We start from the raw sequence: 11,499 nt of genomic DNA on the forward strand, positions 1-11,499 counted from the left end.
ATTATGTTTCTGAACTTCTGCATTTCGTGGCAGAATTTGACTAAAATGAAGTTGAAATGGTATATTACCTCGCTGTTTTAGGAGAAAAAATGCCTACTTACGACTACGAATGTAAAAAATGCGGACATAAATTTGAAGCGTTCCACAGCATGAGCGCTGAATCTTTAAAGGAGTGTCCGAAATGCAACGGTAAAGTAAAAAGATTGATAGGGGCGGGAGCAGGACTGATATTCAAAGGTTCCGGGTTTTACGCTACAGATTACAAAAAGAAAGAAAATAAAACTGAAAGCTCTCCAAAAAGTTCTTCCTGTCCTTCATCCTGCGCGCCAAAAGACTGCTCTACCTGCAAAAAATAATTTATTTAAGTTGAGTCTTTTAAAAAAATAAATCTACGCAGTAAGTCTTATTTCAATAAAAAAGGGGCAAAACTAATTTTCTAAGTTTCTTTTTCTCAATGTTGCTTTTAATAAGAGCTTTTTTTAGAAAAGGAAGTTGGGCTATAGCTTCTTTTTCTCCTTCTTTTATTATATCCTCGGCATGAGAAAAAGAGAACCAGTCCCATCCTCCGGTAGATGGAGAAAACAGAAAATCCGCTAATAAAGATTCTATACGGGCAAATTCCACTTCCTTTACTTCGCTTGTTCTTATCATTACATCTAATGCTTTTAACGGTTCTTTACTACTTAAATTTCCAGAAGATATCGCTATTATAAAATCGGCTCCCATCTTTTCCGCGGCAATAACAGGCATTCTGCTTAAAACTCCTCCGTCCACTAATAAATCATCATTTTCCTTTATCGGAGTGAAAAGTCCCGGAATACTTACTGAAGCAACCACCGCTCGCAAAAGATTGCCTTCGTTAATAATAACTCTTTTGCCTTTCTTTATATCGGTGGCTACACAAAAAAACGGTATATTTGTCTGGGGAAAAATAAGTTCCGGTGATATAAGTTTGCTTAAGCCATCTATCATGGTTTGTTCGTTCCACATTCCTTCTTTGAACCAGTTGACAAGATAGAAACTTAAATCCCTCATAAATTCTCCAATTTTCTGTATACCTTCTGCTTCCGAGGTGAATGTTTTTTCTATTTCTTTTATCTGTTTGAATTGGCAAAAATCCAGGATTATACTTTCTATTTTTCCCACGGGAACTCCTATGGAAAAAAGAGCTCCTACAATTGAACCCATACTACATCCTACTATCATATCAATCGGGATTTTTTCTTTTTCCAGCACTTTTAAAATGCCTATCTGGGATAAAGATTTGGCTCCGCCGCCGGCAAGAACAAGGGCGATTTTGCCACGTGTGAGTGAACGAGCAGGTCTTAATCTCCTTAACTTTCTTATTTTTGATTTTAATTTTTGTTTTAAATTTTTTATTCTGTTATTCATATCTCAACGCTTCAATTGGATCCAAGAGCGCAGCTTTTCTAGCGGGATATATACCAAAAGTAAGTCCAATAGCAACTGAAATAAAGAAAGCTATTAAGACTGACCATAAAGTAACTATTGTAGCCATCCCTGCAAACTTAGATACTATTTGGGGAATTATAACTCCTACAAGTACACCAATAAATCCTCCCGCAGCCGAAAGAATAACCGCTTCTGTTACAAACTGATAGATAATATCTCTTCTTTTAGCTCCAAGTGCTCTTCTTATCCCTATTTCTCTTGTTCTTTCTGTAACAGTCGCAAGCATAATATTCATAATTCCAATTCCGCCAACAATTAAGGAAATCGCAGCTATGGAACCAAGAACAATACTAAAAATTTTCGCTCTATGTTCTTCCTGTTTTAATAAATCTAAGGGGACAAGAATTTCGTAATCCGGATTTTTGTGAGTTGATTCCAAAATATGGTTTATCAATGCTGACGTTGACATGATTTTATTAGTATCTTTAACTTTCGCTATGAAGCGATGAAACTTTACCCAACTTGCTTGTCTAGTTCGCATTTTAACATTGAACTCGCCAAAATAAGCTCGTGCTGTAGTCAGAGGAAGATAAACATCGAAATTAATGTCATCGGCTTCGAAACTTCCTGTCCCTTTTGAAAATACTTTTGCCTTTACGACACCGATAACGGTGAAATAATTACTCTTTATTTTTATTTTCTCACCAATAGGATTTACTCCGAGGAAAAGAATATTCTTTATTGAAGAGCCTATTACAACTACCGATTTACTCGTATCCATATCGACTTTATTAATAAATCTTCCGCCAGCTTCAACTTTCATATTGGTCGTTTCCGCATAATCAGGAGTTGTGCCGACAACTCTTCCCGGAGTATTCTTGGCAAGACGCCAAATTTCTTCGTTGATTTCCCATGCAGGGACAATATTTTCAATAGAAGGAATTGATAAAATTTTCATGAAATCTGAAGGAGTAAGACCATAAACATCAAGCCAAGAAGTCGTTTGAGTCGTGGCATCGCTTGGTGGTTTTAAACTTCTGATAATTATATTATTACTCCCGAGTGCTTTAATTATTTCTTTTGCTTCAAAACTTGCGCCTTCTCCGATAGCAAGCATTGCTATTACAGAAGCAACTCCAAATACAATTCCGAGCATAGTAAGAAAAGAACGCAATTTATGAAGCCAAAGATTTTTCCCCCCGAATCTTACTATTCTTAAAACATGAAGAATGTTAATTTTCATTTATAATTTCCCCGTCAAGCAATCGCACTACTCTTTGAGAGTAACCTGCTATTTTCGGGTCATGAGTTATTACGACAAGCGTTTTACCTTCTTTATTTAATTGAATGAGAATGTCCATAATTTCCTTACCGGTTTCACTGTCGAGATTACCCGTCGGTTCATCGGCTAAAATCAAAACGGGTTGATTTACTAAAGCTCTGGCAATTGCAACTCTTTGTCGTTCACCCCCGGAAAGTTCCGAAGGTCTATGTCTAATCCGGCTACCTAAACCTACAAGCTCTGCCAATTCAAAAGCTTTTTCTTTAATAACACTTTCTTCAACTCCCTGATAAAAAAGCGGAATGCCTATATTCTCTAATACGGTTAATTGGGGAATAAGGTTGAAAGTTTGGAAAACAAATCCAATTTTACAACTGCGAATTTCAGAAAGTTCATCGTCCGACAATGTGGAAATTTTTCTTTCTTCCATAAAATATTGTCCTTCTGAAGGTTTATCAAGACACCCGAGAATATTCAACATCGTTGTCTTGCCGCTACCGGAGGGCCCCATAATTGATAAATGCTCGCCTGTTTTTATGCAGAGATTAATTCCTTTAAGCACGGAAACATCGACTGGTCCAAGTCTGTAAACTTTCCAAATATCGACAAGGTTTATTATTTCTTTTTTCATTGTCTTTATCTATTAGGTCTACCTGTTCCGCTATTTTCAGGTCTTGTTGTATTCGTCGTTGAGGATTGTTCTGTCGGCATATTCTCTGTCTCTTCGCTCTTAAATTTTCCTATTTCAGCCATAGGCGTTTTTTTAACTTGTTCTCCCATTTCACCTGGAAATATTACCACGATTTCTCCTTCTTTTAATCCACTTTTTACTTCCACCATATCTTCACTACTACTACCAAGTTCAAGTTCCCTAATCTCAATTCTGCTTCCCCTAAGGACAGCACAGGCTGATTTCCCTTCTCTTGCCGATATTACTACTAAAGGAACCACCAAAACATTTGCTAATTTCTCAATCGTGATTTCTACTTCCGCAGACAGCCCCGGTTTTAGACAATCAAAATTCTGCCCATTTCTATCAAGAGAAATTTTAACAATATAAACATTTAAGTCCGGATTCATCCATTTGAAAGTAGCGTCTGGCAAAGGAGCAACTTTTTTAACTTCTCCAGTAAATTGGTTCCCACTACAAGCATCTACTTTTATAATAGCTTTCTGCCCAACCTTTATTTTTTCTATAGAAGACTCATGAATCTTTACTTCAACTCCCATACTGCTAAAATCCGGTATATTCAGCAATTCTTGACGGTTACGGACATTTGTACCTGCTTGAATAGGGTCTTGAGAATGCCAAGGATTACTACTTGACGCATAAGTAACAAGTCCTGGTTGTGTCGCTCTGATTGTGCATTTAGCAATGTTTTGTTCCGCTTCACTGAGGTTGTTCTTACGCTCAAGGTATGTAGCTTCCGTACTTTTAACATTTGCTTCGGATTTGATAATCTCCGATTCGCATTTGGCTTTTGTTCTATCAAATTCTCTCAGTGATTCTTGATAATCAGAAAAAAGTAACGCCACTTGTTTGGGAAAGTCGTAATCCAGGAAAAGTTGATATCCTAACTTAGAATTCTCTGAAGAGGCCTCTTGTTGTTGCAAAGAAAATCTGTCTGCATCCAATTCACTTTTTGTTATATATTCTTTTTCAGCTAATTTTTCGCTCCATTGAACTCTATCTTTCGCCCGAGCGACCTCTTCTTTGGTAAGGTCTATATTATTCTCAAGTTCTCTTTTCTTATTTAGGGCTTCTCCTTCTAGCTGCTGATTTGCTATCAACTCTGAAAAGTTTATATTCTTATTGATACTTGCAATAAGCTCACCAGCCAATTTCTCTCCTAAATATTTTTCTAAATCTATCTTCGCAAACTTGACGTTCAATTCTGCCTGTATAATATCGCTGTCATTCTGTTTTTTCCGTATTTCAAGATTTTGCTGTGCCTGCGTATAAGACGACAAACTGTTCTCTACAGTTATCCTTAACTCCTCTGCGCGGTCATCTAAATCCTTGGAATCAAGTTTCATAAGGATTTTGCTGTCCTGAACATCCTTTTCAGTGATTAGTATTCCTTCGTCAATTACCTCTAGAATATTCCGCTGACCAGGGACTTCATTAATAATTTTCTGAGAACGCAGTGCCTTGAGATTTCCTCCTTCTAGGACAGATATAACTAGACCTTGTCTTTTTACTTCATAGCTAATTAGTCCTTCTATCCTTTTTTTCCCTTGGATAAAACCGTTAAGAAATAGTAAGAGAAATATAAAAACAATTCCGCCTACCAATAAGAATTTATTTTTACCCTGTAGTGCTGTCTTAATAAACGAACGGATAAAATTCCAATGGGAATTAGCTCCGCAAAGAAATTTATTTCTAACGGGGTTAGTTGCCTTCCCCACTGATTTTTTCATAGAGGTCTCCTTTCCATACTCCACCCTCATCAATTTCTAAGGTTTCAGTATCCCTTAAAAACTGCAGATAAGAAATCAAATAACTTACGATTGCTGTTGATAAGGAATTCTTTGCGTTAAGATACGATTCTTGAGCTTCCAACAAATCTCGTGTAGTTGCTCTTCCTGCTTGAAGCAACAAATCAGTTCCTTCAACTCTTTTACTTGCAAGTTTAAGGCTTTTGTCTTGAATAATATATGTCTGATATAACTCTTCTAAATCTCGACAGAGATTTAAGATATCAAGTTTGAGCTCATCTCTTGTTTGAGTAACACTCCTTTTTTCTCTTTCAAAACTAATTAAAGCTTGCATATAAGCATTTCTTTCAGGAACTTTGTTTAATGGAAGTTCCAAATTAAATCCTGCGGTATAAGTTGGCTCCTCAAATTCCCAACTGGGTTTATCGCCCGCAGGAGTTCTGCTGTCAATACCAAGATTTAAATCAAGTTTAGTTCTTAATGCATTTAAAGCAACATGCACATCTCTTTTGCTGTCTTCCAATTGGTCATATGCTGTCATTAAATCAAGCCTTTTCTCAAGGGCTAATTTTACAGATTCTTGCGAGTCAACTTTAATTTCGGATATACCCTCCTCTAAAAATGTTTCCAACCCCTTAGCTTCAAGAGAAATTTTTATTTCAGGAGAAAGACCTAAAAATATTTTAAATTCGTCTAATAACTTCTGATAATTATTATTAGCAGAAAGCCAACTTTGATATGCCCTATATTCATCCTGCCTTGTCTGATCCACCTCAATAGGAGTAGCTCTACCAGCTTCAGAAAGCATCTCTATTCTCCCTCTCGTCTGTTTTAAATAAATATAATTCTTAGAATAGTTTTCAAGATTATTCTCTACTTCCAGTAGAGTGAAATATTTATCTGCAACAGTTACAGAAAAACCTCGCTGATATCTTAAAAAAGACCTTATTTGATATATTACGTCTCTTTCTGCCTGAATTAAACCTGCTTGAGCAACACTCCTGCCGGCACCTCTAAATAATGGTTGTAGAATATCCAAACCGACAACTGTCTGAAAAATTCCGTCAGTATCCCCGATTAGATACTTGAGATACTCCTGGGCAATGTTAAATGTTATTTGAGCCCCTTGAGCCAACCATTTAACAAGATTCAAATTTAAATCTGCATTTACATTTTCTGTCCCTAAACTATCTTTTTCCCATGTTACTGTTCCGCCTACTCCATACCGCAGGCTATAATTATATCTTTGGGAAATTAAAGCTAATGTTTGCAGGTAAACGTCTTCTTTTGCCGATTGATAATCTCGGTTATTTTTTGTAGCTATAATCAAAACCTCTTTAAGCGTTAAAGGAGTCTCTTCGGAAGGCGTTTCTTGTATTGATTGGAACCGGATATCCCACGAGATTTTTTCGGGAGTAACTTTTTGGGTCTTCTTTTCTAATATTTTATAAACTTCACAGTCAGCGGAAGTTCTTATGCGCGCGGCGCCGCATCCTGCAAGAAGAAAAATTGCTAAAAATATTCCTAAACTATTAACCCACTTCAGCTGTTTCATGGCTTAGTTTCAACTAAAAGAAATGTTGTTTATTTTAAGATAAGAATTATCTTTTAACAGATAATTCTTAACATAATCATAGACTGCTTCTTTAAGTGTATGAGTTTTCTTTATATATCCTGCATCCTTTAATTTCCCCATATCGGCTTGGGTAAAATATTGATATTTATCTTTTATTGACTCCGGCATGTCTATGTATGCTATGTTGCTGTCTTTTCCCATGGCTCCAAAGACTGAATTCACAAGTTCGTTGAAGCTTTGCGCTTTTCCCGTGCCGATATTAAAAATACCATTTACTTTTTTATTTTCAAATATAAATAACGTCATATCCACCGCATCCTTAACATATATAAAATCGCGCAATTGTTCTCCGTCTTTGTATTGTGTATTAAACGATTTAAAAAGTTTAACTTTTCCGTTTTTTTTAATCTGCTCAAAAGCCTGAAGAGCTATGCTTTTCATGCTTTCTTTATGATATTCGTTGGGACCAAAACAATTGAAGAATTTTAATCCAGCAATTTTTTCCAGCAAACCATGCCTATATGCCCATAAATCAAAAAGATGTTTTGAATCAGCATAGGGATTTAAAGGTTTTAATTTTTCAAGTTGCAAATGTTCATCGCAAAATCCTTCATCACCATTTCCATATGTAGCAGCAGAAGAAGCATATACAAATCTCTTGTCATTTTTAATGCACCACATCGCCAATTTTTTTGTATATTCATAGTTGTTGTGCATAAGATAATCGGTATCATATACAGTCGTAGAACTTTCAGCCCCCATATGGATAACTGCGTCTATCTTGTCGCAGAATTCTCCTTGATATAATTTTTCAATAAATTCACCTTTGTCAATTGAATCGGAAAATTTTAAGCAAGCAAGATTTTCCCATTTTTCACTCTTATCAAGTAGGTCAACAATCAGGATTTCATTGTATCCTCTCAAATTAAGCGCCCATACAATAGCGCTACCGATAAATCCTGCTCCGCCAGTTACTACAATCATATTTTTGAAATTTTAAAGGTGTTAGTATGAAAACCGATATATTATACTACTATATAAAATTAACCATAATATGAGACCAAAGGAAATAAATTCCCACTAGGATAAATATAACTCCTGTAACTTTTCGCATATAAATTTCAAGTTTAGTTAATTTATTAAACCAATGCGCTATTGAATGAATACCAAAACTGATGCCAATGGCAAAAATAATAACCGGCAACCCTGTCCCTATCCCATATAGGAAAGGCAATACTATGCCAAAATTATTATTCAATGCCAGAGGAATCAAACTTCCGAAAAACAGCGCTGCTGATATAGGACAGAAAGAAAGCGCAAAAACAGCACCCAGAGTAAATGAACCGAAGATACCCATTTCTGCCAGCTTATTATGTTTTTCACTTGATATTGAAAAGTTTAAAAAATCTAATTTCAGGATACCTAAAAGAAAAAGCCCGACAATAATAAGAATAGGCCCCAAAATTTTATTCATATACTTCTGTAAAAAATTAGCAACAGCAGGAACATTCGCAAGAGAAGAAATAATAATTACACCAAGCACCGCATATGCCGTCATCCTTCCCAGTGTATACGCCAAACCCGACCATAAAACCATGCGCGGATGATTAATCTTCTTTGAAAGAAACGAAACCGCCGCAATATTTGTCGCCAAAGGACAAGGGCTTATTGAAGTAAGTATCCCTAACCATAATGCTGAAAGCAAAGCAATCATTATTTTCCCTCCATCTTTATCTCATCAAGAAATTTCTGTGTTTCCTCTTTAACATATTGATAAAACTTATCTTTATTATTCAAACGTTGCCATACTTTATCAAGATTTTTGTACTTAACTTCTTTACCGTTTTTTACCAAAGACACAACAACAGATTTCGTGAAAAGCTGATAGTCGTTAATAAAATGCTTATTTTCTTTTTCTTCAATATTTACCGCCTTAAAGGCAAGCTTGCCGGATTCCATTTGATTGCCGAAGTATTCTTTTATTGATTCTTTAGTATACTGTTCAATTTTGCGGCACGAAGCACAGCGAAAATTTGTGAGAAAATAATACACAATAACTTTTTCATCAACAACTAAAACCGGTGTTGTCATAACAACTTCGGTTTCTTTTCCAACAGACAATTCTTTCCTTTGGGCTTCACTCACCATATTTAATTGTTCATGTTTCTGTTCCTGCGCCATATTAAACTTAATAACAAACAGGATTCCTGTTATTATGGCTACAAATAATACCGCTAACGTCGCAATTTTATAAATTTTACTCATCTATGTATCCCCCCTAATGTTACTTCAACCATTCTTTAACTTCTTCTATATTCGGTATTCTGCCTGAGACTTTCACCTCGCCATTGACAACAAGCGCAGGAGTCACCATAACATCATATTTCATAATTTCATTTATATCCGTCACTTTAACGATTTCTGCTGAAATACCAAGCTCTTTGACTGCTTCTTCTGCTTGTTCGGTAAGTTTTTTGCATTTCGGGCAACCTGTTCCTAAAACCTCAATCTTCATTTCTTAAAACCTCCTTTATACTTTATTTCTTTTATGAACCCCGCAACGTAAGACATCGGAAAAATTTCTTTCCCCGCTCGCCAACAAACTGTTTCAGCGGGCAAGGATATTTTTTCGATACTCTGCGGGGTAATCGGAACGTAGTTCCGATTAACGGGTCATCGGGATAAGTAAAACCGGCACCTTTGAGTTTCTGGCTACGTTATGGCTGACACTACCCAAAAATATTTCGCTAACAAATCCGTGGCCTTGGCTCCCCATGAGTATAAGAGACGCTTTGTTTTTCTTTGATTGTCGGATTATTTCCGTCATCGGATAGCCGCTGTCCACTTGAATATTTACGGATACTTTGCTTTTACTCGTCAATTTTTCTTTCATTTTTTCAAGACGCTCCATATCAATTTTGTTAAATTCCGCTAATCTATGTACAAGATGGGGGGTAATACGAGTTTTGTTTTGAACATGTAAAAGCGTTATGCGTTTTGCTCCGCTTTCAACCATTTTTTGCAAATATGTAAAAGCATTGTCTGCGTTCTTCGAGAAATCCGTCGGGAAAAGCACATGATTCAGGAAATCGGATTTACCCAAATGAATGTTCTTCTTATTATCAATATTAATGCGAATTAAAAGAATAGGCTTGACCGCGTGATGGATAACAGCGCTTGCCACTCCGCCAAGAAGAATTTCTGAGGCAAGTGTATTACCGTGAGAGCCCACTACTACCAAAGGATATTTTTTTTCGTGAGCAAGTTTGTTAATTTCCACCTGAGGACTACCCATAACAACCTCAGTATTTACTCTAAATCCCTGTTTCTTAAGAATTCTTTTCTGTTCCGCAAGATTAGATATTAATAAATCCCTTATCGTACCGAAAGCAATGCCGGGAAGTTCCCCTAATCCTAGACACTGCAAAAGCAAGCAATCCTTTATTCCAAGCGCTTTCAGCCCGCCAAGATGCTTTACTACAGCAAAAGAAACAGGCGAAAGATCTGTAGCGATTAATGCTTTTGAGAACATAACGCATCCCTCCTTTCTAAATAGTATTAAAAACTATTCTCTGTTAAAAAAATGAATTCCCCCATACTAAACCCCCACAACGTAAGACATCGGAAAAATTTGGACCCTCTGGAATTTTAAAAAAATTCCGAGGACCAAAGTCCCGGGAATTCTCCGAATTCCTCGGGGGAAATTTCTGAAAATTTTTTTCCCCGCCTGCCAACAAACTATTTTAGCGGGCAGAGATATTTTTTCGATACTCTGCGTTCCGATTAAAAGAAAGAGCCGAATATTATTCCGCTTAATGTTGCCATAATTATAACAAGAAAAATATACACAACTGTTTTTCTATTTCCAATAATACTCCTTACAACCAGCATGCTCGGCAAACTAAGAGCAGGACCCGCAAGAAGAAGCGCTAAAGCAGGGCCATTTCCCATTCCTGAACCAATTAACCCCTGAAGAATGGGAACTTCCGTAAGTGTGGCAAAATACATAAAGGCGGCAATAATCGACGCAAAAAAGTTTGCTCTCAAGGAATTTCCGCCGACCAGCAATTCCACAAAACGGGACGGGATAATTCCTTCATGTCCTACTCGACCAAGCAAAAAGCCGGAAATAAGCACGCCAAACAGTAAAAGCGGCAATATTTGCAACGCGAATCCCCACGTTGCAGACGTCCATGTTTTTAATTCTTCCTTATTAAACCATTTTAACAGCATAATAAGTAAACTGAACAAAGATAAGCCCGCAATCCACCATTTATATTGATAAATAAAAGCCCATATTCCCTGACTTCCCTCAATAGGTTTCCCCCAATTGGCGAAAACAAGAAACGCAACCATTGAGGCAAAATAGAGAATGGTTTGCCCTAAAGAACGGAGCTCTTTTACTCCTCCTACGCTGAAATTTCCATTTACATGGCGAACCCTTTCTTCTTTTAAGAAGATTAAGTGCATCAATAGGCCGATAATAACACTGAAAATCACAGCACCTATTGCTCTTGCCAAACCAAGTTGCCATCCAAGAATACGAGCGGTAAGGATAATAGCTAAAACATTTATGGCAGGTCCAGAATAAAGAAAAGCGATGGCGGGCCCTAATCCAGCTCCTCTTTTATAAATCCCGGAAAACAAAGGAAGAACTGTGCATGAACATACCGCAAGAATCGTTCCGGATACCGAGGCGACGCTATACGATAAAAATTTATTCGCCTTGGCTCCGAAATACTTCATGACAGACGCCTGGCTTACAAAAACAGATATGGCGCCGGCAATA

12 protein-coding genes are annotated in these 11,499 nt (G+C 36.8%); 1 reads left to right on the forward strand and 11 read right to left on the reverse strand.

Translation table 11 applies throughout. The features are described from left to right. Positions 1–89 precede the first annotated feature (89 nt). Entirely contained in the window at positions 90–356 is a 267-nt protein-coding gene (locus tag KAS42_05000; GenBank protein ID MCK4905574.1) for a zinc ribbon domain-containing protein, read from the forward strand. A 52-nt stretch (positions 357–408) separates the two neighbouring features. On the opposite strand, the gene KAS42_05005 is transcribed toward KAS42_05000, so the two are convergent. From KAS42_05005 to KAS42_05055, 11 genes are all read right to left on the reverse strand, one after another. Further along, positions 409–1,392 (reverse strand): patatin-like phospholipase family protein, encoded by a 984-nt coding sequence (locus KAS42_05005; protein ID MCK4905575.1) that lies wholly within the window; start codon positions 1,390–1,392, stop codon positions 409–411. Further along, positions 1,385–2,656 (reverse strand): ABC transporter permease, encoded by a 1,272-nt coding sequence (locus KAS42_05010; protein MCK4905576.1) that lies wholly within the window; start codon positions 2,654–2,656, stop codon positions 1,385–1,387. Before KAS42_05010 ends, KAS42_05005 begins: the two co-directional genes overlap by 8 nt. After that, positions 2,646–3,326, reverse strand: coding sequence for an ABC transporter ATP-binding protein (locus KAS42_05015; protein ID MCK4905577.1), 681 nt, complete (start codon positions 3,324–3,326; stop codon positions 2,646–2,648). Before KAS42_05015 ends, KAS42_05010 begins: the two co-directional genes overlap by 11 nt. Positions 3,327–3,331: 5 nt before the next feature. Next, positions 3,332–5,116, reverse strand: a complete 1,785-nt coding sequence (locus tag KAS42_05020) for an efflux RND transporter periplasmic adaptor subunit (protein ID MCK4905578.1) — start codon at positions 5,114–5,116, stop codon at positions 3,332–3,334. Next, positions 5,088–6,689, reverse strand: a complete 1,602-nt coding sequence (locus KAS42_05025) for a TolC family protein (protein MCK4905579.1) — start codon at positions 6,687–6,689, stop codon at positions 5,088–5,090. Before KAS42_05025 ends, KAS42_05020 begins: the two co-directional genes overlap by 29 nt. A gap of 9 nt (positions 6,690–6,698) precedes the next feature. Further along, positions 6,699–7,694, reverse strand: coding sequence for an ADP-glyceromanno-heptose 6-epimerase (gene rfaD, locus KAS42_05030; GenBank protein ID MCK4905580.1), 996 nt, complete (start codon positions 7,692–7,694; stop codon positions 6,699–6,701). 49 nt (positions 7,695–7,743) lie between these two features. Continuing rightward, entirely contained in the window at positions 7,744–8,424 is a 681-nt protein-coding gene (locus KAS42_05035; GenBank protein MCK4905581.1) for a sulfite exporter TauE/SafE family protein, read from the reverse strand. Beyond that, positions 8,424–8,975: a hypothetical protein gene (locus KAS42_05040; protein MCK4905582.1), complete on the reverse strand. Its 552-nt coding sequence runs from the start codon at positions 8,973–8,975 to the stop codon at positions 8,424–8,426. The genes KAS42_05035 and KAS42_05040 overlap by 1 nt, the downstream gene beginning before the upstream one ends. Before the next feature lie 19 nt (positions 8,976–8,994). Further along, positions 8,995–9,225, reverse strand: a complete 231-nt coding sequence (locus tag KAS42_05045; GenBank protein MCK4905583.1) for a TM0996/MTH895 family glutaredoxin-like protein — start codon at positions 9,223–9,225, stop codon at positions 8,995–8,997. Between the two features lie 150 nt (positions 9,226–9,375). After that, on the reverse strand, positions 9,376–10,242 hold the full coding sequence (locus KAS42_05050) for a universal stress protein (protein ID MCK4905584.1): 867 nt from the start codon (positions 10,240–10,242) through the stop codon (positions 9,376–9,378). A 251-nt stretch (positions 10,243–10,493) separates the two neighbouring features. Next, positions 10,494–11,499: permease (locus KAS42_05055; protein MCK4905585.1), on the reverse strand; the 1,006-nt coding region annotated here is incomplete at its 5' end.

It is taken from the genome of bacterium, from assembly GCA_023135785.1.
Classification (GTDB): domain Bacteria; phylum CAIJMQ01; class CAIJMQ01; order CAIJMQ01; family CAIJMQ01; genus CAZNJA01.

What these genes read in the sequence shown, in the direction of transcription:
- KAS42_05010 (MCK4905576.1), bottom strand. Translation starts at nt 2,656, where the DNA reads ATGAAAATTAACATTCTTCATGTTTTAAGAATAGTAAGATTCGGGGGG.
- KAS42_05025 (MCK4905579.1), bottom strand. Translation starts at nt 6,689, where the DNA reads ATGAAACAGCTGAAGTGGGTTAATAGTTTAGGAATATTTTTAGCAATT.
- KAS42_05000 (MCK4905574.1), top strand. Translation starts at nt 90, where the DNA reads ATGCCTACTTACGACTACGAATGTAAAAAATGCGGACATAAATTTGAA.
- rfaD (MCK4905580.1), bottom strand. Translation starts at nt 7,694, where the DNA reads ATGATTGTAGTAACTGGCGGAGCAGGATTTATCGGTAGCGCTATTGTA.
- KAS42_05050 (MCK4905584.1), bottom strand. Translation starts at nt 10,242, where the DNA reads ATGTTCTCAAAAGCATTAATCGCTACAGATCTTTCGCCTGTTTCTTTT.
- KAS42_05020 (MCK4905578.1), bottom strand. Translation starts at nt 5,116, where the DNA reads ATGAAAAAATCAGTGGGGAAGGCAACTAACCCCGTTAGAAATAAATTT.
- KAS42_05040 (MCK4905582.1), bottom strand. Translation starts at nt 8,975, where the DNA reads ATGAGTAAAATTTATAAAATTGCGACGTTAGCGGTATTATTTGTAGCC.
- KAS42_05005 (MCK4905575.1), bottom strand. Translation starts at nt 1,392, where the DNA reads ATGAATAACAGAATAAAAAATTTAAAACAAAAATTAAAATCAAAAATA.
- KAS42_05035 (MCK4905581.1), bottom strand. Translation starts at nt 8,424, where the DNA reads ATGATTGCTTTGCTTTCAGCATTATGGTTAGGGATACTTACTTCAATA.
- KAS42_05045 (MCK4905583.1), bottom strand. Translation starts at nt 9,225, where the DNA reads ATGAAGATTGAGGTTTTAGGAACAGGTTGCCCGAAATGCAAAAAACTT.
- KAS42_05015 (MCK4905577.1), bottom strand. Translation starts at nt 3,326, where the DNA reads ATGAAAAAAGAAATAATAAACCTTGTCGATATTTGGAAAGTTTACAGA.